Annotated in this window: 20 protein-coding genes; 17 read left to right on the top strand and 3 right to left on the bottom strand. The window is 49.8% G+C overall.

Annotation, left to right across the window (positions count from 1 at the left end):
• Positions 1-28 precede the first annotated feature (28 nt).
• Positions 29-853 (top strand): divergent polysaccharide deacetylase family protein, encoded by an 825-nt coding sequence (locus AC3WRW_RS08380; RefSeq protein WP_492545881.1) that lies wholly within the window; start codon positions 29-31, stop codon positions 851-853.
• Here the strand turns inward: AC3WRW_RS08380 and AC3WRW_RS08375 are convergent.
• Positions 840-1529 carry an N-acetylmuramoyl-L-alanine amidase family protein gene (locus AC3WRW_RS08375; RefSeq protein ID WP_492545880.1) on the bottom strand — a complete coding sequence of 230 codons (690 nt, stop codon included), beginning with the start codon at positions 1527-1529 and terminating at the stop codon, positions 840-842. The two genes, AC3WRW_RS08380 and AC3WRW_RS08375, sit on opposite strands and share 14 nt — an antisense overlap.
• 216 nt (positions 1530-1745) lie before the next feature.
• Between AC3WRW_RS08375 and lonB the strand changes: the two genes are divergently transcribed.
• From lonB to hemG, 15 genes are all read left to right on the top strand, one after another.
• Positions 1746-3464, top strand: coding sequence for an ATP-dependent protease LonB (lonB, locus tag AC3WRW_RS08370; protein ID WP_492545879.1), 1719 nt, complete (start codon positions 1746-1748; stop codon positions 3462-3464).
• 148 nt (positions 3465-3612) lie between these two features.
• Positions 3613-5958 (top strand): endopeptidase La, encoded by a 2346-nt coding sequence (gene lon / locus AC3WRW_RS08365; RefSeq protein ID WP_492545878.1) that lies wholly within the window; start codon positions 3613-3615, stop codon positions 5956-5958.
• A 23-nt stretch (positions 5959-5981) separates the two neighbouring features.
• Positions 5982-6635 (top strand): ribosome biogenesis GTP-binding protein YihA/YsxC, encoded by a 654-nt coding sequence (yihA, locus tag AC3WRW_RS08360; RefSeq protein WP_492545877.1) that lies wholly within the window; start codon positions 5982-5984, stop codon positions 6633-6635.
• A 245-nt stretch (positions 6636-6880) separates the two neighbouring features.
• The gene (locus AC3WRW_RS08355; protein WP_171686854.1) at positions 6881-7468 is read left to right on the top strand and encodes a non-ribosomal peptide synthetase module; all 588 of its coding nucleotides are present in this window, start codon (positions 6881-6883) and stop codon (positions 7466-7468) included.
• 328 nt (positions 7469-7796) lie between these two features.
• Positions 7797-8204: an adenosylmethionine decarboxylase gene (gene speD, locus AC3WRW_RS08350; protein ID WP_056610310.1), complete on the top strand. Its 408-nt coding sequence runs from the start codon at positions 7797-7799 to the stop codon at positions 8202-8204.
• Positions 8205-8407: 203 nt separating this feature from the next.
• Entirely contained in the window at positions 8408-8860 is a 453-nt protein-coding gene (locus AC3WRW_RS08345) for a hypothetical protein (RefSeq protein ID WP_492545876.1), read from the top strand.
• A gap of 160 nt (positions 8861-9020) precedes the next feature.
• Positions 9021-10424, top strand: a complete 1404-nt coding sequence (hemA, locus tag AC3WRW_RS08340; protein ID WP_492545875.1) for a glutamyl-tRNA reductase — start codon at positions 9021-9023, stop codon at positions 10422-10424.
• 32 nt (positions 10425-10456) lie between these two features.
• Entirely contained in the window at positions 10457-11287 is an 831-nt protein-coding gene (locus tag AC3WRW_RS08335; protein WP_492545874.1) for a cytochrome C assembly family protein, read from the top strand.
• Entirely contained in the window at positions 11278-12024 is a 747-nt protein-coding gene (locus AC3WRW_RS08330; protein ID WP_492545873.1) for a precorrin-2 dehydrogenase/sirohydrochlorin ferrochelatase family protein, read from the top strand. Before AC3WRW_RS08335 ends, AC3WRW_RS08330 begins: the two co-directional genes overlap by 10 nt.
• 14 nt (positions 12025-12038) lie before the next feature.
• On the top strand, positions 12039-12986 hold the full coding sequence (hemC, locus tag AC3WRW_RS08325; protein ID WP_492545872.1) for a hydroxymethylbilane synthase: 948 nt from the start codon (positions 12039-12041) through the stop codon (positions 12984-12986).
• Between the two features lie 5 nt (positions 12987-12991).
• Entirely contained in the window at positions 12992-14524 is a 1533-nt protein-coding gene (cobA, locus tag AC3WRW_RS08320; protein ID WP_492545871.1) for a uroporphyrinogen-III C-methyltransferase, read from the top strand.
• A gap of 67 nt (positions 14525-14591) precedes the next feature.
• Entirely contained in the window at positions 14592-15587 is a 996-nt protein-coding gene (hemB, locus tag AC3WRW_RS08315; protein WP_492545870.1) for a porphobilinogen synthase, read from the top strand.
• 200 nt (positions 15588-15787) lie between these two features.
• A complete protein-coding gene (hemE, locus tag AC3WRW_RS08310) occupies positions 15788-16852 on the top strand; it encodes a uroporphyrinogen decarboxylase (protein ID WP_492545869.1) in 1065 nt (354 codons plus the stop codon).
• A 1-nt stretch (position 16853) separates the two neighbouring features.
• A complete protein-coding gene (hemH, locus tag AC3WRW_RS08305; protein ID WP_492545868.1) occupies positions 16854-17801 on the top strand; it encodes a ferrochelatase in 948 nt (315 codons plus the stop codon).
• Positions 17798-19255: a protoporphyrinogen oxidase gene (gene hemG / locus AC3WRW_RS08300; RefSeq protein WP_492545867.1), complete on the top strand. Its 1458-nt coding sequence runs from the start codon at positions 17798-17800 to the stop codon at positions 19253-19255. Before hemH ends, hemG begins: the two co-directional genes overlap by 4 nt.
• Here the strand turns inward: hemG and AC3WRW_RS08295 are convergent.
• Positions 19252-19911, bottom strand: a complete 660-nt coding sequence (locus AC3WRW_RS08295) for a Crp/Fnr family transcriptional regulator (RefSeq protein WP_492545866.1) — start codon at positions 19909-19911, stop codon at positions 19252-19254. The two genes, hemG and AC3WRW_RS08295, sit on opposite strands and share 4 nt — an antisense overlap.
• A gap of 72 nt (positions 19912-19983) precedes the next feature.
• On the opposite strand from AC3WRW_RS08295, the gene hemL reads away from it, so the two are divergent.
• The gene (hemL, locus tag AC3WRW_RS08290; RefSeq protein ID WP_492545865.1) at positions 19984-21282 is read left to right on the top strand and encodes a glutamate-1-semialdehyde 2,1-aminomutase; all 1299 of its coding nucleotides are present in this window, start codon (positions 19984-19986) and stop codon (positions 21280-21282) included.
• Positions 21283-21449: 167 nt separating this feature from the next.
• Here hemL and AC3WRW_RS08285 read toward each other — a convergent pair whose 3' ends face one another.
• Positions 21450-22991 carry a phosphodiester glycosidase family protein gene (locus AC3WRW_RS08285; RefSeq protein WP_492545864.1) on the bottom strand — a complete coding sequence of 514 codons (1542 nt, stop codon included), beginning with the start codon at positions 22989-22991 and terminating at the stop codon, positions 21450-21452.
• Between the last annotated feature and the right edge of the window lie 245 nt (positions 22992-23236).

Here is a 23236-nt window from a genome sequence, read left to right as displayed (position 1 = left end):
CCGCAAGTTTTTATAAGGATGAAGGAGAATGACCATGAATTTGTTGAAAAAAAGCTCAGCAACACGTCAAATCTCGCTAGCGGTAACGATGGGCATGTCGCTGCTGCTGCTGCCCGTACATGCCGGAGCGGCGGTTGGCATCGTTCCAAATCAACCCGTAGTGGAATCAACGACGAAGAAGGTCGCCATTGTCATTGACGACTTTGGCAACAATATGGATGGTACAACCGAAATGTTGGAACTGCCAATCCCATTCACAGTCGCAGTAATGCCGTTCTTGCCTTCGACGAAGCAGGATGCGCAGTTGGCCCACGAGAAGGGCCATGAGGTCATTTTGCACCTTCCTATGGAGCCTGTGCGCGGCAAGAAGAGTTGGCTTGGCCCTGGAGCCATTACAACGGACTTATCCGACGATGAGATTCGTAAGCGGATCGTAGCGGCCATCGAGGATGTTCCCTATGCGATAGGCATCAATAATCATATGGGCTCCAAAGCAACAGCCGATGAAAGAGTGATGAATATCCTCGTTGACATATGCAAAGAGAGAAAACTCATTCTATTGGATAGCCGAACGTCGCCCAAAAGCTTGATTGGGAAATTGGCCAGCCAAAAGGGCGTCCCATTTTCAGAAAACCAGTTGTTCTTTGATGATCTATATACGTACAGCCACATTAGCAAGCAGATGGTGAAGTTTAAAAAGCTTGTAAAGGACAGGGATTTGGTCATTGCAATCGGCCATGTAGGTCCTCCCGGCAAGAAAACAGCCCAAGTCATCAAAGAGGCCATTCCATCCCTTCAGAAGGAAACGACCTTCGTCTCAATTTCACAGACGGTGAAGCTTAATGTGAAGTAGGGCTTTTTTGAACCATCGCAAAGTATTCATCCACTGCACGGGTAACGGCTTCTGCAAGCTTTGTTTGGTGAGAAGAGTTGTTCAGTAGTTTACGGTCCGTTCTATTGGAAATGAACCCTAGTTCGACAATAACCGAAGGGCACTTGGTATTTCTGAGCACATAATATTTTTTGCCAAGTATAGGCTGTTCATCGGTTCCGTACACGCGATTAAGCGACGTTTGAAGCAGATTGGCAATCAGGATGCTGTCCGACTGATTCTGGTGAAAGACGAGCGGACCTCTTCGATCGGGCTTGTTCGACCAGTTAATATGCATGCTCAGCATCAACTTGGGTTTAATTGTATTGGCAATTCCGGCCCGCTGTGCCAAATCTTTGCGATGTCTTCCTCCAAAGGACCATTTATTATCTTGGCTTAAAGCATAATCATCCGTTCGATTGATAATGACGCGATAGCCTTTTTTCTGAAGAAGCTTATACGTTTTTTTGGAAATGGCTAAGTTCATGTCTTTTTCCTGGTACTTGCCGAATCTGGCTCCAGAGTCAACGCCACCGTGGCCTACATCGATGACAATATCGGCATAAGGGAGAAGGGGATTCCCTGCAAAAGCGTATGCATCTGAGCCTGCTGCACAGAGGCAAAGGAATAGTAGGGCGATCGTCACAAATTGCTTCAAAATGCCACATCCTTTTGCATGAAATATCTCCTCTTATCCTTCTTCATGAGAGGAACTCTCATACGTCATTCAAAAGTTTGCATGGATTGGATTAACCTTCTTTTACACGGGAATAATGGAAGTTATCGCTAAGGTTTACGAACCGTTTTGCCCAAGCAAAGACGAGCTTATGAGGGCGGTTTTGCTTGGGGCGAAACTCTTGAGGAGGTATGACATATGAGTCTAAGTATTATTTTAATGGTAATTCAAGTGTTTTTTGCGGTTGTCATCGGGCTGTATTTCTGGAATTTACTGCGTAACCAACAGACGAATCGTTCTGCTGTCGATAGAGAATCCAGGAAAGAGCTGGAGAAGCTGAGAAAGCTGAGATCCATTTCATTGACGAAACCATTATCGGAGAAAACGAGACCTTCCTCCATGCAGGATATCGTAGGTCAGGTTGAAGGTCTGAAAGCTTTGAAAGCTGCTCTGTGCGGTCCAAATCCTCAGCATGTGCTTATTTATGGTCCTCCGGGTGTCGGAAAAACGGCTGCTGCCCGTGTCGTACTGGAGGAAGCTAAGAAAAATCAGGAGTCTCCTTTCCGCCCGGACTCCAAGTTTACGGAAATTGACGCAACGACAGCCCGGTTTGACGAGAGAGGGATTGCCGACCCGCTGATCGGTTCTGTTCATGACCCTATTTATCAAGGGGCGGGCGCGATGGGGGTTGCTGGCATTCCGCAGCCTAAGCCGGGTGCCGTGACAAAAGCGCATGGGGGCATTCTGTTTATCGATGAAATTGGTGAATTGCACCCGACCCAAATGAACAAATTATTAAAGGTGTTGGAAGACCGCAAAGTATTTCTTGAGAGTGCGTACTACAGCTCCGAAGATACGAACATTCCTGGGTATATCCATGATATATTTCAAAATGGCCTTCCCGCGGACTTCCGTCTAGTAGGGGCAACGACGCGTACCCCAAGCGAGATTCCGCCGGCTATTCGCTCGCGCTGCTTGGAAATCTTCTTCCGGCCGCTTTTACCTGAGGAAGTCGGCGAGATCGCGCGAAAAGCTTTGGACAAGATTGGCTTTCAGAAGTGTGAGGCTGCTGTTCAGGTTGTCATGAAATACGCAACGAACGGCAGGGAAGCCGTGAATGTCATTCAGCTTGCGGCAGGCATCGCTTTATCGGATAAAAGAGATGAAATTACCGCCTCCGACATAGAATGGGTTGTAAATTCATCGCAAATTCCTCCGAGACCCGAGCGCAAAGTGCCTGCGCAGCCGCAGATCGGATTTGTCAACGGGCTGGCGGTCTACGGTCCTAATTTGGGTACGCTGCTGGAGATCGAGGTATCCGCAATTCCTGTTGCCGTAGCAGGTACAGGGAAGTTCAACATCACGGGGGTTGTGGATGAAGAAGAAATGGGAGGAGGCTCTCGGACAATCCGCCGGAAAAGCATGGCTCGCGGCTCTGTGGAAAATGTGTTAACGGTCCTTCGCAAGCTTGGAATTAACACCTCCGACTACGATCTGCATATTAATTTCCCTGGCGGCGTGCCGATCGACGGGCCTTCTGCCGGTGTTTCCATGGCGACAGCTATCGCGTCTGCGATACACAAGATTCCTGTCGACAACAAATTGGCCATGACGGGCGAAATGAGCATACACGGGAAAGTTAAGCCGGTTGGCGGCGTTGTGGCTAAGGTGGAAGCGGCATTTCAAGCGGGGGCGACCAAAGTCTTGATTCCAAAAGAAAATTGGCAAGAGTTGTTTGCGGATTTGCCTGGCGTTGAAGTGATTGCCGCCGATTCCATCGAGGATGTGCTCAGCGTTGCATTAGGCATTGAGCTGCATGATAATGTTATCCCTATGCCATTCGCTGCAGAGCGGACGATCGCTTCTTCATCTTTGCCGATCCTGCACGCGAATTCGCAGCATACGATTGATTCGTAATCCGTTTTGCCATTACCTTACATGACGCGTTAGATGCCAATTGGTGTTTTCTGTGTAGTTTTGTTAAAATGTAAAGGGCAATGGATGAATAAAATAATGTGAGACTTTGAGCCAGGCTCAAAGCTCCCTATATATGGAGGTGCAGAGGATGGGACCCGGAAAAATCAAGGTGCGCAGATTGCCGCTATTGCCTCTTAGGGGACTGCTGGTTTATCCGAGCATGGTTCTACATCTGGATGTAGGGCGGGAAAAATCGGTTAAAGCACTAGAGCGGGCAATGGTGGATGACAGCATGATTCTCCTCTGCTCTCAATCTGAGATCAACATAGAAGAGCCTTCCAAAGAAGATATTTATCGCATCGGAACGATTGCGAAGGTGCGGCAAATGCTGAAACTGCCGAATGGAACCATTCGTGTTTTAGTCGAGGGCGTGTTGCGTGCTGAGATTGCAGAGTACCTCGTGAATGATGAATATTATGAAGTTACGGCCAAAGAGCTGCCGGAACAAGAGGTAACAGATCCAGAGATCGATGCGCTCATGCGCACGGTGCTGAATCAATTCGAGCATTATATCAATTTATCGAAAAAGGTTACGCCGGAAACGCTCGCGGCTGTATCGGATATCGACGAGCCAGGCCGTTTGGCTGATGTGATCTGCAGCCATTTGTCGCTTAAAATTAAGGATAAGCAGGATATTCTAGAGACGGTGGATGTGCGCGAACGGCTCGAGAAAATGCTTAATATTTTAAATAACGAGCGGGAAGTGCTCGAGCTGGAGCGCAAAATCAGCCAACGCGTCAAAAAGCAAATGGAGAAGACGCAGAAGGAATACTATCTTCGCGAGCAGATGAAAGCTATTCAGAAAGAGCTTGGCGATAAGGAAGGCCGCGCCGGCGAAGTCGATGAGCTGCGAAACCAGCTTGCGGAAGCCGAGCTGCCGGACAAAGTGCGCGAGAAGGTCGAGAAGGAAATCGACCGCCTCGAGAAAATGCCGGCAACTTCAGCTGAAGGCGGAGTCATCCGCAACTACATCGATTGGCTGCTGGGCCTGCCTTGGTCCAAATCAACCGAGGATGACCTCGATTTGAACAAAGCGGAAGACATACTCAACGAGGATCATTTCGGACTTGAGAAGCCTAAGGAGCGCGTGCTGGAGTATTTAGCCGTGCAGAAGCTGGTCAAGAAGCTCAAAGGTCCAATCCTTTGTCTGGTTGGCCCTCCGGGGGTAGGTAAAACCTCAATTGCCCGTTCTATCGCCAGATCGATGGGCAGACAGTTTATCCGAATCTCCCTTGGCGGCGTTAGAGACGAAGCTGAGATTCGCGGCCATCGCCGCACGTATGTTGGCGCTATGCCGGGCAGGATCATCCAAGGGATGAAAAATGCCGGAGCCAATAATCCGGTTTTCTTATTGGATGAAATCGACAAAATGGCGATGGATTTCCGCGGAGATCCCGCATCGGCGCTGCTGGAAGTACTGGATCCCGAGCAAAATAGCACTTTTAGTGATCATTTCATTGAAGTTCCGTTTGACTTGTCTAATGTCATGTTCGTGACAACGGCCAATGCCGTACACAACATTCCGCGTCCTTTGTTAGACCGGATGGAGGTTCTTTACATCCCGGGCTATACGGAAATTGAGAAGCTGCAAATTGCGAAGAAGTATTTGCTGCCTAAGCAGAAACGCGACCATGGTCTGGAAGAAGAGCAGCTTGTGGTTGACGACTCGGCCTTAATGAAAATCGTGCGTGAGTATACGCGCGAAGCCGGCGTTCGTAATTTGGAACAGCAAGTGGCAGGGATGAACCGGAAAGCCGCCAAGAAAATCGTGTCAGACCCTTCTACACCGGTACATGTTACGGAGGAGAACTTAAAGGATTATTTGGGTCCTGTTAAGTTCCGTTACAATGTAGCGGAAGATAAGGATCAGATCGGGGCGGTCACAGGGCTTGCTTGGACGGAAGTCGGGGGAGATACCCTGGTCATTGAAGTCACGGTGATGCAAGGAACAGGCAAGCTGACACTGACAGGCAAGCTCGGCGATGTGATGAAGGAATCTGCGCAAGCGGCTTTCAGCTACACGCGTACACGGGCCGACATGCTCGGTATTGCGCCTGACTTCCACGAGAAGAATGACATTCACATCCACATTCCGGAAGGTGCGATACCGAAAGACGGTCCGTCCGCCGGCATCACGATGGCCACCGCATTAATTTCCGCCTTGTCGAATATCCCGGTTTCCCGCACCGTCGCTATGACGGGGGAAATCACGCTCCGCGGCCGCGTGCTGCCGATCGGAGGCTTGAAGGAAAAGGCGCTCGCTGCACATCGAGCCGGTATCCGTACCATTCTGCTGCCTCAGGATAATGAGAAGGATATCGTAGAAATTCCAGAAAGTGTCCGCGATGAGATGACGTTTATTCCAGTCAGCCATATGGATCAAGTGCTCGAACATGCGCTTGTCCAGAACAGGCCGCCAGCTCACGTCGGATAACCATAGAAAGTAGTTGAACAATCTTGAAAGTCAATCAAGCTGAGTTTGTTATCAGTGCGGTTGGACCTAGTCAATATCCAGAGGATGCCTTGCCGGAGATTGCTCTGGCAGGGCGTTCTAATGTCGGAAAATCATCGCTCATCAACTGCATGATTTCCCGCAAAAATTTGGCTAGAACCAGCTCGCAGCCCGGAAAAACCCAAACATTGAACTATTATAAAGTGAATCAGGACTTATATTTTGTAGATCTTCCCGGTTACGGCTATGCGAAAGTATCCAAAACAAAACGCGAGCAATGGGGCAAATTCATTGAGAGTTATTTGATGCATCGTGAAACGCTGCGCCTCGTCATGCAGTTGGTGGATTTAAGACATCCGCCTTCCAAAGACGACCAAGCCATGTATGAATGGCTGAGACATCACGACGTGCCCGTTCTCGTTGTCGCTACCAAGGCGGATAAGATCCCGAGAAGCCAATGGCCCAAACATCTCAAAATTGTTCGGGAAACGCTTGGTATGGACAAAGGTGTCCAGCCGCTGATGTTCTCTTCTGAGCTTACGCTCGGAAAGGACGAACTTTGGAGCATTTTGGAGCAAGCGATTGCTTACGGAGAAGAAGATCCGGCCGAGTCCCAAGCAGAGACAATTGAAGAAAAGAATGAACAAGAGCCGTCCTGATTCAAAGGGGCGGTTTTTTGTGCAAATAAGAGCAGGATGCCAAAAGACAGAGGAAATGAAGAAGAAGTACACAGGAAAGTGAGGGATTCTAGGGAAAATTTACTGGCATTCCGTATTTCCTTGGTTTTTTCAGAATATTTGGCGGATTATCATGAAATGCACGCAGGAATATTAATGCCGTATGTAGTATAATAATAAACAAGGTAAGTGTTCATTGCTTGAAAACAAAGAATCGAGGGATTTTTATGGCACAAAGGTTAGCGACTGAATATGTCAAGACCTGCCTCCAGTTAACAGAAGCCGAGATGTTCAGGTTTTTTCAAATGTTCGTGGATCATCAAGTGACTTTGCAAGTGAAAGTTTTGGAAAACGGCAATCAAGAGGTTGTTTTTCAAGATGGCGCAGGTCAGGAAATCGTCCTTTCATTTGAGAAGAAATCGGGCCTATATGAATGTACAGGATCCTGCAGATTAAGTAATACTTTACTGGCTAATTTAATGCGTAAAGCTGTATCGGAGTTTAAAGGAAGCGCTACGGTGAACCGAATTTACCCTAGTTATACGATGGTTTACTATTACGAACGCGGTACTGTTGTGAAGATTGAGGAAGTCAAAGGGCAATTGTTAACGGTCATTTATGAGTACAGAGACACGATTGGCCTCATGCAGGAAATGTTCCAGAAGAGAGAAGTCGAACAAGAGATCGAAATGATCTACGACCAAATTAACCACCTTCTTGATTTGCGCAATATGGTGCAGGATCAAGGAGAACATCAGCAGATTGACAATCGCCTCAATGAACTTACACATCGTTTGTTTATTCTGGAGGCTTAACAACCACATATACATGGCTAATGGAAGACCCGGTTTTCGGGTCTTTTTTGTGTCGAAATTGCGACTTTTTGCCAGGAATGAACAACTTGCCCGCCTTCTACATAGATTAGATATTGCGTGTATGGATGAGAAGGCGTTTGCCAAAAAAAACTATTGCATTTCTCGTCGATAGATGTTATTTTTATTCTCGTTGAAACAATATAGGAACCAGGATTCACTCAGGACATTGAATGTTGCGAGAGATAATACCCTCGGGAAGTGAATGACGTAGGTCCTAGCGGATGAAATTTTTACACACATTTTATTCCTAGGAAGGGGGAACCGAAAGATGGAAACTGAATACTCAACTTTCGGAAGACACGTTGCTGTAGATACTTGGGGGGTAGATTTCGAACTTCTGAACAATGCAGAATGGTTGCAGGCTCAGATGGTAGAAGCTGCCGAGGTATGCGGAGCAACCGTACTATCTGTACAATCCAAGCAATTTGAACCACAAGGAGCAACTGTACTTGTTATGTTGTCCGAGAGTCATCTCTCCATTCACACTTATCCTGAGAGAGGTTTTGCCGCGCTTGACTGCTACACATGCGGTGAGACAGTGGACCCTCAATTAGCAATTGATTTCATGGTATCCGTATTGAAACCAGAAACGTTCTATGCGAAGAAACTAGTTCGCGGAATGGGCGAATTGCAAGTCGAAACTCCAGAAATTAAGCAAGCAGAGCTTGTGAAATAAGGTTCTGCACATAACAATAACGATAGCCACGGAGAAATCCGTGGTTATTTGTTTGTCCGCGTTCCCATACAATGATATTGCGACACATGTCCAAATCAGGGAAGCGGGGATCTAGCGCTGTGAGACAAAAAATAATTAGAAAAGCAATTCTTTATAGTGTTGTTCTTTTCCTCATAATCTGGCCTGTCTATCAGCTGTCTCAAATGCTTGGCCATCATAAAGAAGAGCACGATGCCACCCATTTGCTGTTTCAAGTTTCTGTCTTTCAGATGGAGCTTTTAAAGAGCAATTTGGAAGAAGCTGCGCAAAGCAAGACCACAGACGAACTGAATGGAAGCAAACAAGCGCTATATTCGGCGGGCTACACGCATGAGCGTCTTGTATTAGCGGCGGGTGGAGCGGACTATCTGACTCCGTTATCCAGCATGACGCAGTTGACCCAGTATGTGCAGCGCCTGCAGATTGGCGGAGAACGGGCATTGAAGCCGGAAGAACTGCAGACATTGAAGGAAGCCGGTCTTCAGTACAAAAGCATGTATGAGGTCTATGAGAAAATCATGGCATCCAACGGGGATATCATCTCCTCCCAAAATACGAAGCTGGCAGAGCTGGACCGTAATTTGACCTCTTTTCTCCGCAAAAAACTGCTGCAATAATTGGACATCTTGCCAATTCAGGTATAGGCCAGCCGATTGCTGTTAAAACTAACGAGCAGGAGCGCAGCATTCATAATTTATACAAAAAATTTGTCGGATTTGCTAAGTTCGCTGTGCTATAATGGTTCATAGAAAATAAATAGAAAGGCAGGTGGTACCATTGCATATTATAACGGTCGGCTTAAATTACCGCACGGCTCCGGTCGAAATTCGGGAAAAGTTCGCTCTTTCCGAACAGGATTTGCCGATTGCACTGACAGAATTGAAAGAAACGAAAAGCATATTGGAATGTGTAATCGTCGCCACCTGCAATCGCACGGAAATTTACGCCGTTGTGGATCGACCACAAATGTGCAGTCATTACTTAACACATTTTATTGAACGGTGGTTCCAAGTTCCCAAAGATCAATTTCAGAAACATTTATATATGCATGAAAATGAGAAGGCGATTGAACATTTATTCCGCGTTACGAGCGGTTTAGATTCTATGGTGATCGGGGAAACCCAAATTCTTGGACAAGTACGGGAAGCTTTTTTATCGTCTCAAAAAATGAAAGCTACCGGCGCTTATTTCAATACGTTGTTTAAACAATCGGTAACACTTGCCAAGAAGGCCCATTCCGAAACAGGCATCAGCAATAATCCCGTTTCTGTTTCCTACGCTGCGGTGGAGCTCGGCAAGCGGATATTCGGCAGCTATATGAATAAGACGGTTATGATTATTGGCGCTGGGAAGATGAGCGAGCTAACCGTTAAGCACTTGTATGCCAATGGCGCTAACAAAGTTATCGTAGTGAATCGTACGTTCGAGCGTGCGGCGGAGCTGGCGGAGAAATTCAAGGGCATTCCTTGCACCATGGACAACATGGCCGCTTATTTGCCGGAAGTGGATATTATTATCAGCTCTACTGGCGCTCCTGGATATGTCCTTACTAAAACTGATATCCAGTCGTATGTTCAAAAAAGAAAGTCACGTCCGCTGTTCATGATGGACATCGCCGTGCCTCGCGATCTGGATCCGCAAATCAGCGATCTGCCGAATGTGTTCCTTTATGATATTGATGATCTGGAACATATCGTAGACAAGCATTTGCAGGAGAGAAAGAAAGAAGCGGCCAAGATTGAGACGATGATTGAATCGGAAATAGGCGTGTTCGAACAATGGACTAAGACACTGGGCGTTAGTCCGGTTATTAACGCACTTCAGGCCAAAGCAAGCCAGATTCATGAAGAGACGATGGAAAGCATGCTGAATAAGCTGCCCGATCTGGATGAACGTGAAATTAAAGTGATTCGGAAATTAACGAAAAGCATCGTGAACCAAGTGCTGCGCGACCCGATCCTGCGCATTAAGGAAATGGCGGGAGAACGCCATGGGGAAGAAGCGCTTGAGCTCTTCACGAAACTTTTTGCCCTCGAAGAGACGCTGGAACAACAAGAGCAAGCGAGTCAGTTAGCACAAGAGAAAGAAGCGGGGCAAAAAGCGCTGGAAGCTAAACAGCTGCTGGAAGACAAACTGTCCGTACGCGGTTTGCAGACCGCGGATATTCTGGCAAAATCTTAGAAAAAAGGCGCTAATCGCCTGGGAGAGGTGCCATGGTAACTCGTAGCTGGTTGTTTGATGCGATGATTTATATGTATGCCCTGAGCCTACTGTTTTACTTTTCGGACTTCGCGAATGCGAACCGGAGCGCAAAACGGATGGGGACGGGGCTGCTTTTGTTTGTATGGGTTCTGCAGACCGCGTACTTAGGCATTAATTTGTACGCTCATTTGACAGAATGGGTATTTACCCGATCGGACGTCCTGTTCATGTTTTCGTGGCTGCTCGTGACGGTTTCATTATTGGTAAATCGATTTTTCCGGATTGAATTGTTTGTGTTTTTTGTGAATGTGCTTGGATTCGCCATGCTGGCATTAAACGTATTTGGAAATCCTCAAGTCATGCCGATCAAATCCAGCTGGGACATCAACGACGAGCTATTATTTATACATATTAGTCTAGCAATTGGCAGTTACGCGGCATTTTCTATTGCTGCTATCTTCTCCTGCATGTACGTATTTTTGCACAGTATGCTGAAGGCCAAAAAGTTTTCTCAAACGGTGATGCGATTGCCGTCCCTTGAGAAAATTGAGCATTATACGTATTTTTCCGTTATTATCGGGGCTCCTCTGCTTCTTATGGCGTTAAGTCTCGGTGTGGTCTGGGTTGTGCTGGAAGGAAATCATAACTTGCTTTATGATCCCAAGGTCATTAATTCCTTCTTTGTTTTGGTTGCGTATGCGTTCTATTTATTCCAACAAAAGTCGATGCGGATTTCAGGCTATAAATTAGCCGCTTGGAACCTAGCCGCTTTCCTCATCGTTGTGATTAACTTCGTTGTGTCCAATCTGGTTTCAGGATTCCACGACTGGATATGGAGCTGACGAATATGAAGCATCCGTATCCGATTATGGTGAATTTGGCGGGCAGACAGTGTCTGGTTATCGGCGGCGGGCAAGTAGCTGAACGGAAGGTGCTTTCGCTTCTTGAAGCAGGGGCATGCGTGACCGTTATCAGCCTGACGTTTACGGCAGGGTTAGTCGAGATGGGCCAAAGCTCGCAAGTAGTCCTGCACAGGCAGACGTTTCATCCGTCTATGATGACAGGAGATCTTGTCATGCCGTATACGCTCGTTGTGGCGGCTACAAACGACGATGAAGTTAATGCGCAGGTCTACGAGCTTGCAAACAAACACGGCAAGCTGGTCAACGTCGTTGATCAGCCGGAGCTTAGCTCCTACATTCAACCCTCCGTTGTGCGAAGAGGGAAACTGGTGATCGCTGTTTCGACGGGGGGCGCCAGTCCGTCTGCGGCTCGTAAAATCGCCCGCGAACTGGATAGCGGTTATGGCGAGGAATACGCCGCTTATCTTGATTTTCTTAGCGAGGTACGTTATCTCGTTCAAAGCAAAATAGCGGATAAGCAGGCGCGGCAACGAATGTTTAAAGAGATGCTGGAATGGGACGTACTGGGCAAAATCCGCGAAGGCACGTTCGAGAGTTGGAAGGACAAGCTGTACATGGCGATAGAGAAAGAGCCTTGGCTTACAGGAGAAGAGGGTCAACCGGAGACGGACCGGCCTTCATGGTCAACGATTAAAGATTTCGGGCAGCAAGTATAGGGAGGCGGGTAGAGATGAAAACCATTATTGTAGGAACTAGACAAAGCGCTTTGGCCTTGACGCAGACGGGGCAAGTGGTAGAGCTTTTAAAGCAGCTTGCTGCAGAGCACGGGATTGACTGTCAATTTGAAATTAAGAAAATTGTCACGAAAGGCGACCGGATCTTGGACGTGACTTTATCCAAGGTCGGGGGCAAAGGCTTGTTCGTCAAAGAAATCGAACAGGCGCTTGTCGACGGCGAGATCGACATGGCCGTCCACAGCATGAAGGATATGCCCTTCGAGCTTCCGGAAGGACTTGTCGTGGGCGCGATACCGCAGCGCGAAGACGCGCGCGATGCGCTCATTACGCGCGGGTGCAGTTCCCTGCAAGAGCTGCCGCAGGGGGCACTTGTCGGCACCAGTTCGCTGCGCCGTGCCAGCCAACTGCAGCATCTCCGCCCGGACCTCCGCATCGAGTCGCTCCGGGGTAACATCGACTCGAGGCTGCGCAAGCTCGAGGAAGAGAACTTCGATGCGATTATGCTGGCCGCGGCCGGTTTGCACCGGATCGGCTGGCAGGATCGCATCAGCGCTTACTTGCCGCCCGAAGAGTGCCTCCCTGCCGTAGGGCAGGGGGCGCTCTGCATCGAGTGCCGGGGCGGCGACGCGTTCGTGCTGGACTTGCTGGGCAAGTTCCAGCATGAGCCTACTGCGCTCGCGGTGCGAGCAGAGCGGGCTTTCCTCGGCAGACTCAATGGAGGCTGCCAGGTGCCGCTCGGCGCTTACGCGAGCGTAAGCGAAGCCGGCAGCGGGCACGAGGCGCCGCTGCTTACGCTGACGGGCATGGTCGGCACGCCGGATGGCGCGACCATGCTGAAGGAGACGGCTTCCGGGAGCGATCCGGAAGCGCTGGGCCAGCTCATTGCGGACAAGCTGATCGCGCAAGGAGCTGAACGTATCTTAGCTGAGGTGAGGGAGTGAGCCGCTTGAACAAAGGGAGAGTTTATCTCGTTGGCGCAGGTCCAGGAGACCCTAAGCTGATCTCGGTTCGTGGCATGGAAGCTATTCAGAAGGCGGATGTGATCGTCTATGACCGGCTGGCAAACCCTCGTTTACTTAAGCATCGCAGACCGGACGCCGAGCTGATTTTTGTCGGCAAGCTTCCGGACAAGCATATATTAAAGCAAGAAGAAATCAATCATTTGCTCGTAGATTTGGCCCTGCAAGGGAAGATCGTGACCCGTCTCAAGGGTGGCGATCCCAGCGTTTTCGGACGGGTCGGCGAGGAAGCGGAGCTGCTTGCGGAGCACGATGTGACTTACGACATCATTCCGGGCATCACATCATCGATTGCCGTTCCGGCTTACGCGGGAATTCCGGTCACACACCGCAATTTCACTTCGTCGTTCGCGATTATTACGGGGCACGAGTATCCGAATAAAACATACTCCGGATTGGACTGGGAGCACTTGGCCAAAGCCATCGGCACGATGGTTTTCTTAATGGGCGTCGCCAATCTGGAACAAATTTGCCGCGAATTGATCCGCTGCGGCAAATCGCCGGAAACGCCGGTTGCGCTCGTCCGGTGGGGCACCTGGGCGGATCAAGCTACCATCACAGGCACACTAGCTGACATTACAATCAAAGTGAAAGAGGCTGAGTTCAAATCGCCCGCCGTCATTATTGTCGGCGACGTTGTGAAGCTGCGCGAGAAGCTGGCTTGGGTCGAGAAGAAGCCGCTTTTTGGCCGCCGGATTCTGGTGACCCGGGCGAGAAGCCAAGCGAGCGAGCTTGTTGATTTGATCGACGATCTGGGGGGAGAACCGGTTGAATTCCCTGTGATCAAGCTGCAGCCGCCAAGCAGTCCGGAAGCTCAGCAAGCCTTGGATGAAGCTTTACATCAACTGCATACGTACGATTGGATTTTGTTGACCAGTGTGAATGGGGTGGAATTTTTCTGGGGCCGTTTGCGTCAGCTAGGGATCGATGTTCGCAGAATGGGCAATGCCCGCATTGCCGCAGTAGGACCCAAAACTGCCGAAGCGCTTGCCGAGCGGGGAATTATCGCAGACAGGCTCCCGAGCAAGTTTCAAGCGGAAGACCTGCTTGAGGCGATTCAATCCGATTTGATACAGGGTCAGAAAGTCCTTCTGCCAACAGCGGATTTGGCACGTGAGTATTTGCCCGCTAAACTTCGTGAGTTAGGTCTTCAGGTTGCGGAAGTAGATGTGTACGAGAATGTACTCGCCATAGACGACGGTGCGGAAGTCATTCATTTGCTTCAAAATCAAAGCATTCATATCATCACTTTTACAAGCTCATCGACCGTAACGAATTTGATAGAAGCCTTGAAGCAGCTGGGAATCGAAGATCCGGTATCCCTTTTGCAAGGTGTTGAAATTGCTTGTATCGGACCCAAAACCGCAGAGACGGTACGGCGATACGGGCTGCCGGTCACGTATATGGCCGAAGAGGCCACAGTTGCTTCACTCGTTCAAAGCATGATTCAACCTAAATAAACGGCACCCGATCGGCCGCAATTGAAGCTGTTCGGATTGCTAAGCCAAATAAGGAGGCGGAATCCTCATGAGTTTCCCCATTGTTCGCAACCGCCGCTTGCGCGGTAATGCAGCTATTCGCAATTTAGTTCGTGAAAATCAAGTAACGGTCAACGACTTGGTACAGCCGATTTTTGTTACGCACGGAACAAATGTAAAATCAGAGATTGCCTCTATGCCAGGCGTCTATCATTTTTCGCTGGATATGCTGAAAGCTGAGATCGACGAAATTACATCGCTGGGCATTCAAGCCATTCTGTTGTTCGGGGTTCCCGATCACAAAGACGCCAAAGGCACATCCGCGTACATGGAAGACGGTATCGTCCAGCAAGCAACCCGTTTTATTAAAGAGTTGAACCCGAACTTGCTTATTATTGCCGATACGTGCCTGTGCCAGTTCACGGATACGGGTCACTGCGGCGTGATTCATCATCACCCGGTAACAGGAGCAGCCGATGTGGCCAATGATCCATCCCTGGAGCTGTTGGTTCGAACGGCGGTTTCCCAAGCCAAAGCCGGTGCGGATATTATTGCGCCATCCAACATGATGGACGGTTACGTGCATGCCATTCGTTCAGGTCTGGACGAAGCCGGATACGAGAATACGCCGATCATGGCGTACTCGGTGAAATATGCATCGGCGTATTACGGCCCATTCCGGGATGCCGCTCATTCCACGCCGCAATTCGGCGATCGCAAAACGTATCAAATGGATCCGGCCAATGGCAGAGAGGCGCTGCGCGAAGCGGAAAGCGATGTTGTTGAAGGCGCGGACTTCTTAATGGTGAAGCCGGCTCTTGCTTACATGGACATCATTCGGATGCTCAAAGATAATTTCGACCTGCCGGTAGTGGCTTACAATGTGAGTGCCGAATACTCCATGATTAAGGCTGCCGCTTTGCAAGGTTGGGTGAATGAAGAAGCGATTGTTATGGAAACGATGCTAAGCTTCAAGCGCGCAGGCGCCGATATTATCCTGACTTATTTTGCTAAAGATATTGCCCGCTATCTGAAGAACAGCTAATTTTTTTCACAGATCAGAACCATTCATCCTAGAAGAGCAGACGAGCAGTTTCCCGAGGAAATTGACCGGCTGCCCCGGCTAGACGCGGATGGTTCTTTTGTCATACTATTGTCGCAAAACGTGAGCTTACGTCGGTTGTGACAGGGGTATAATTAGGGCATAATGAATGAGAATAGATGGAAACAAGAGGAAGGTGCCTCATGAGCTATAACGACAATTTTATTAAAGCATGCCGGAAAGAACAGGTGGATACGCTGCCGGTTTGGTATATGCGTCAAGCCGGACGTTACGACCCGGATTACCGCAAGATTAAAGAGAAATATACGCTGCTCGAAATTTGCAGACAGCCGGAGCTTGCTGCGGAAGTGACGATGATGCCGATTAAGAAGCTCGGCGTCGATGCGGCAATTTTATATTCAGACATTATGAATCCCGTGGCTTCACTTGGGGTCGATTTTGATATCGTCAAGGATATCGGTCCTGTTATTCATACGCCGGTTCGTACTGCGCAGGATGTGGAACGTTTGCGTCCTATTGACGTGGAGAAGGATTTATCCCATATCATTGAGACCATTCGGATTTTGGACAAAGAGCTGGAAGTTCCCCTTATTTCTTTTGCGGGTGCGCCGTTTACGATTGCCAGCTACTTGATTGAAGGGAAGCCATCCAAGAGCTATATTCGCACAAAGCAGCTTATGTATGCAGAGCCTGCGGTTTGGTTTGCGTTAATGGACAAACTTGGAGATATGGTCATTACTTATTTGAAAGCTCATATCGCTGCGGGCGCTAAAGCGGTTCAAGTGTTCGACAGCTGGGTAGGCGCGCTTTCTCCTGCCGATTTCCAGCTGTATGTGCTGCCGACGATGGAGCGTATTTTCAAAGAGCTTTCCCACTTGAAGGAGCCAAAAATTTATTTCCCTGGCGTTAGCTCGGGCGAACTGCTCCCTTATTTGACTAACTTGCAAGCCGATGTCATCGGTCTGGATTGGCGTATTCCGATCTCGGTAGGCCGTGAACGGGTTGGCGAGCGATTTGCCGTGCAAGGAAACCTGGATCCTTATGTCTTAACGGCCCCGATGCATGTGATTGAGCAGCAGGCGAAAGCGATCATGGATGAGGGAATGAAGAAGCCGGGTTATATTTTCAACCTGGGGCACGGGCTGTTCCCGGAAGCGTCGCTTGAGAAGCTCAAAGATTTGACAGCGTTCATTCATGCGTATTCGCGTTCCGTATTAACTCAACAAGCAGAAAAGAGTGGTGTTTAGGATGACCAAACGTCGTGTTGGTGTATTAGTCATGTCTTACGGAACTCCGGAAAGTCTGGATCAAGTGGAAGCGTATTACACACATATTAGACGCGGTTCTCCGCCTACTCCCGAGCAGCTGCACGAATTAACTGCAAGGTATGAAGCGATTGTAGGCGGGTTCTTTCCGCTGCGTGAAAATACGAATAAGCAAGTGAAGGGGCTTGAGGATACGCTGCGCGCCGAACATCCGGAAGTGGAGTTCGTGTGCTACCAAGGCCTGAAGCACGCTCAGCCGTACGTAGAAGACGGCGTAGAGCAAATGGTTAAAGACGGGCTTACGGAGGCTGTAGGTGTCGTTCTGGCGCCTCATTACTCCACGATGAGCGTTGGCGGCTATGTGAAAAGAGCGAAGGAGAAGGCTGAGGAGCTGGGCCTTAAAATGAGCTTTGTCCTGGATTATCATCTTCATCCTAAGTTGATCGATGCTTTGAGCACGCGGGTAGAGAAGGCGTTAACGAAGTTCGTCGAGACGCAGCGCAGCGATATTCGCGTGATCTTTACGGCGCACAGCCTGCCGGAGAAAATTCTTGAAATGAAAGACCCGTACCCGGACCAATTGCTTGCAACGTCTAAGGCTATTGCCGAGCGTGTCGGGCTGACGAACTGGCAGTTCGGTTGGCAGAGCGCAGGCCAAACGGCCATGCCGTGGCTTGGACCGGACATCTTGGAAGTTCTGCAGCAAATTCACAAAGAAGAAGGCGTGAAGAACGTTCTGCTGTGCCCGATCGGTTTCGTTTCCGATCATCTCGAAGTTCTTTACGATATCGATATTGAAGCGCAAGCCTTGGCTAAGGAGCTGGGTCTGCATTTGGAACGAACGGAATCGCTTAATACCGACCCCCTCTACATGGAGACGCTAAGCGATGTTGTGCATACCAAATGGCAAGAAGTCAGTGAACAGTCATGAGTACCCGTATTCCTCACTACATGATTGTTGGCGGGGGGATCACAGGGCTTAGCGCTGCTTTTTACTTGAATAAACGTTTGGAGTCGGAAGGTGTTCCATTCCGTATTTCGGTTGTGGAGAAGTCGCCGTCATTTGGCGGGAAAATTCGCACGCTTGAGAAAGAGGGCTTCGTGATTGAAAAGGGGCCCGACTCTTTCCTTGCCCGGAAACGGCCCATTATTGATCTGGCGTATGATCTCGGACTTGAACATGAGCTTACCGGTACCAATCCTAAGGCCAAGAAGACCTTTATTGTTCGTCAGGGCAAGCTCCACCCGATGCCGCCGGGTTTAGTGCTCGGCATTCCTACACAAATGACACCGTTCATGAAGACGGGCCTCATCTCACCCCTGGGCAAATTGCGGGCGGCGTTGGATTTGGTCCTGCCTAAGCGTGAAGTGACGAACGACGAGTCTCTCGGACATTTCTTGGAAAGGCGATTAGGCAAAGAAGTGCTGGAGCGCATCGTGGAACCGTTGTTAGCGGGGATTTATGCCGGGGATACGTTCAAGCTCAGCTTGAAATCTACGTTCCCTCAGTTTCGCACGATGGAGCAGAAGCATCGAAGCTTGATTCTTGGGATGATGGCAAGCCGCAAAAACGTGGCCGAAGAAACGGCGCACCTGCCTTCGGCAGTCCGGAATTCCGTTTTCGTGACGTTCAAAAAAGGACTGCAGACGCTGGTCTCCGGCTTAGTCGCTGCGCTGGATTCAGCCGATCTGCGAACCGGCGTCGGGGTTTCTTCCGTACGGCAGTCGGGGGAGCAAGCTGAGGTGATATTTGAAGATGGCCGAAGCGAATTGGTCGATGGCGTTATTCTAACGTCGCCGGTGCATCAGGCTGCCCAGATGCTGGCGCACTTCCCCGCAGCAAGCGAATTGAACAAAATTGACTATATTTCTGTGGCAAATGTCATTATGGCGTTCGACCGCAAAGACATTCCGTTCGAGCTGGATGCCTCGGGCTTCTTGGTTCCGAGGAGCGAAGGCAGTACGATCACGGCGTGTACGCTAACCTCTGCCAAATGGCTGCACACGGCGCCGGACGGCAAAGTGCTGCTGCGCTGCTACATCGGCCGTTCCGGCGAGCAGGAATGGCCTGCCCTGTCGGATGAGCAGTTAATCAGCAAAGCGCGTCACGATTTGCGCAGCTTGCTTGGTTTAACGGCCGAGCCGTTGTTTACGGAGGTAACGCGGCTCATGCATTCCATGCCTCAATACCCGGTCGGGCATTTGGAACAGATCGCGCGCTTCCGGAAGGAGCTTGAGGCCGCAATGCCTCAGGTGCTGGTAACGGGGGCGGGCTTCCATGGCGTCGGCCTTCCTGACTGCATCAGGCAGGGGAAAGAGGCTGCCTGGCAGCTTGCAGACCGTATCTCCGCTAAGGAGCTTGCTGTAACAGCCGGCTCCGTCTAACGCAGCTTGGCCAGATCCAACTTGAAGTCGGAAGGGGAGATGGCCAAGATTTGTTTTTCCTCTAAATCGCGGATAACCTGCATGAGCGTCGTTTTTTGAACGCCGGCGAGCTGTGAAATTTCATCGAAATTGAGCACGAGCTTGATCGTAATCGTATGGCCGGAACGGATGCCGTGTTTGTTGGCCATGGTGATTAAGCTTTTGATGACGCGCGTTCTGGCGTCCAGAAAGGTCAAATCATACACCTGTTGGTTCGTATCGCGCAGCCGGTGGCTAAGTTCTTGCATAATGACCAGCGTAATGTCAAAATGAGTGCGCAGCAAATCGAGGAAGTTCTGCGCTGTCATCGATAGCAGCACGCAGTCTTCCAGCGTTTGTGCGGAAGCCGAGCGCGGCTTGCCGTCGATCAGGGACAGCTCGCCGAAGCTCTCGCCCGACTTGCAGATCGACAGTATTTTCTCCTCGCCGGAGCTGCCGGTCGTGAAGATTTTGACAGATCCGCTTACAACCATATAAAAGACGTTGCCCGTATCTTTTTCGGAAAACAGGACGGTATTCCCTTTGAAGGAGCGTCTTGTGCAAATTTGTGCCAAAGCGTCTTGCTGATGTTCGTTCAGCCGGGCGAATAAGGGTACTTTTTTAATCATTTCAAGCATGATCGGCACCGCCTTTTGGTATGTTTTATGTCAACAGTTTATCATACAAAGTTTAATGGGGGGTATAAAATTATGGAAAATTCGAGCAGAATCGACACGCGTTCTTCAGCCGCATTTCAAGAAGCCAAGAAGGTCATTCCAGGCGGCGTCAACAGTCCCGTTCGCGCTTTCAAATCCGTTGGGCTGACTCCTTTATTCATGGATAAAGGCGTTGGTTCCCGTGTCACGGACATTGACGGAAATACGTTTATTGATTATGTAGGCTCTTGGGGGCCGCTTATCGTAGGGCATGCGCATCCTGCCGTGCTGGAAGCGATTAGAGCGACAGCCGAGAAGGGGACGAGCTTCGGCGCGCCCACACTTTTGGAGACGCAAATGGCACAGCTGGTCATTGACCGCGTACCGTCGATTGATATGGTGCGTATGGTGAATTCAGGCACAGAAGCGACGATGAGCGCTTTGCGGTTAGCCCGCGGCTTTACGAAACGGGACAAGATCGTTAAGTTCGAAGGAAGCTACCATGGTCATGCGGACTCCTTGCTGATCAAGGCCGGTTCCGGCGTTGCTACGCTTGGGCTGCCTGACAGTCCGGGCGTGCCTAGCAGCGTGGCCACGAATACGATCACGGTGCCTTACAATGACTTGGACTCTGTGAAATTAGTGTTTGAGAAGTTCGGTGAAGAAATCGCCGCGCTGATCGTTGAACCTGTCGCTGGGAATATGGGCGTTGTTCCTCCGGCTCCAGGATTTTTGGAAGGTTTGCGTGAGATTACGAAGCAATACGGAAGTTTGCTTATTTTTGATGAAGTGATGACAGGTTTCCGCGTGCATAAGAACTGCGCACAAGGCCTGTACGGCGTTACGCCGGACTTAACTTGTTTAGGTAAGGTTATCGGCGGAGGACTCCCTGTCGGCGCTTATGGAGGCCGTCTGGACATTATGGAGCATATGGCTCCTGCGGGTCCGATTTACCAAGCGGGCACGTTGTCCGGAAACCCGTTAGCGATGGCTGCCGGCTTTGCCACTTTGTCCCTCTTGGGCGAGCCGAATGTCTACGAGGAGCTGGAGCGCAAATCGGCGATGCTTGAAGCCGGATTTGTCCGGAATGCGGCGGAGTTTGGCGTAGCAAGCACGATTAACCGGGTAGGCTCGATGGTTTGTCCGTTCTTCACCGAGCAGAAGGTTACGAATTACGAGACGGCTAAAACAGCTGATTTAGCAAAATTTAACGCTTACTTTGGTCATTTGCTCGATTTAGGCGTTTCGGTTGCGCCTTCGCAGTTCGAAGGCATGTTTGTCTCCACGGCGCACACGGATGAAGACATCGCGGCGACGATTGACGCGCATCGTGAGGCGTTGAAACGTTTGTAAGCTGGCCATGCCGGTCAGAGAGAGGGGTTGTCCCGAGGTCATAAGACCTTGGGGCAGCCCCTATTTGCGCGCAATAACAGAGTTGCCGCTAACAACAAAGAGGCTATTCCCAAACTCATCTGCGATGAGCTCGGATATAGCCTCTTGTGCAATGCTATGTAGCCAATCTAGTTTGCTGAAGGCGGAGAGCTGGCCGGTGGCTGGGAAGGGTTCGCTCCATTGCCGTTGGTTTGCTGCTGTCCTTGCTGTTGGCCTTGTTGTTGTCCTTGACCTTGCGTAGCTGTCGAGCTCGGCGTTGGCGTTGCGCTCGGTTTAGGAGTTGCGGAAGCTCCGGTTGTGGAGCCTCCAGTCCCTGTTGTGCCGCTGCCGTTTCCTGAACTTGTCCCAGTTCCGGCTCCGGCTCCTGGTGTAGGAGTCGGGGTTCCCGAGCCAGGAGGCGTCGGCGTTGGTGAAGTTTGCGGCTTCGCCGATGTGTTTGGTTTGGCAGAACCGTTGTCCGATTCTGAAGGAGACTGCGATGCTCCGCCATTCTTGCCTGCCTCGTTGCTGGATTCAGGCTTCGTAGACGGTGTTGGCGTAGCCGATGGTTTCGGTGTTGCTTTCGGCGGGTTAGCTTTCTTCTCCGCTTGCTCTTTCAAGAAATCAGGATGATCGTAAGCACCGCCGGGATCGATCGTTGTAAGACCCGCCCATACGTTGTTCACTTTCACCTCATCCGGATGGTCGAAAACGAGGAAAGCAGAAGGCAAGCGGCGCTCGCCATATCGGCTGGAAGGCTTCGTAATCAACTCATCATTGTATACCATTTCGGAAGATGCTCCGCCATCCAAGAAACCTGCATTGATGACGCCATCCTCCAGGAACAAATCTTGAACTTCCTTGAGCGTTGCGCCCACACTATGAGTTTGACGGCCGTCGATAACGATGAAGATGACGGTACCGTCGGCCTTTTGGCCTACGGCTGTACGAGGCGCCCGTCCCCAGCCGCCATCGCCGCTCGTAATGAGCGGTTTGCCGTTCGCGATAACGCGCGGATAGAAAGAAACGGCATCCGTAACGCCAAGCTTCAGCAAATCGTCAATCGTGTATTTCCCGATGATGAGTGTGCCTTCTTTGGTAAACCCTACAATGTGCTGCGGAATGCTGCCTTCTTGGTCGGTATAAAGGATTTCTCCGCCGGACATAATAGCTCCAATTGGGGCAAATCCGTTTCCTAGACCGTCCGGATCGTTAAATCCTCCGCCGTTTACACCGGCGACAGCGCCTGTGCGCTGAACCATCGAGGTGATTCGCTCGCCTTCCCCTTGTTTAGCGGGAACAACAACGCGAATAGTCCGCGGATCATAGACATACATCTTTTTGCCTTTCCAGAACTGGCCGGAAATGTCCTCGACCTTGACAAGACTTTCAAGAGGACGATTTTTATTGAATTGGACGGCATGCAAGTCTTGCTTTTCGACGGAATTGACTTCGGTCAAGTTTTGCATTTCAAGAACCATTTGGTCTCTGCGCTGCGCGCCTACGAAAATCCAAGCCCAATCCCGATGCTGCGTGGTGATGACCGTCTTGGCTAAATACTCGCGGATGAATGTCCCCGGAGGAGTCAAATATAAAAAGCTTGAACTAAGGAATGTACATGCCGCTATAACAAGTAAAATGCGCTTCAACCAACTATAGCTGCGAAAATGTTCTAAAATTGAACTACCCAAGTTGTCCCTCTCCTGCTCTAGTATGCTATTTGATGATTTAATGTCGAAAAAAATCAATACTAGACTTATATTATCATATTTTTGCATGCAATTGATATTGGTAATTGTTAAAATAAAGTGTACGCCATCCAACTATTCTTAAGGAGCTATTCATCCATGAAACGATACTATTTTTTTGATTTTCCTATAGATTTAATGGCTGTGACTTTTATCTTTCTATTAATCTTGCTTGCTATTCTATTCTC

It is taken from the genome of Paenibacillus sp. FW126-R14 (assembly GCF_058789495.1).
The sequence above is the reverse complement of the archived record's forward strand: the minus strand, read 5'-3'. Positions and strand labels throughout refer to the sequence as shown.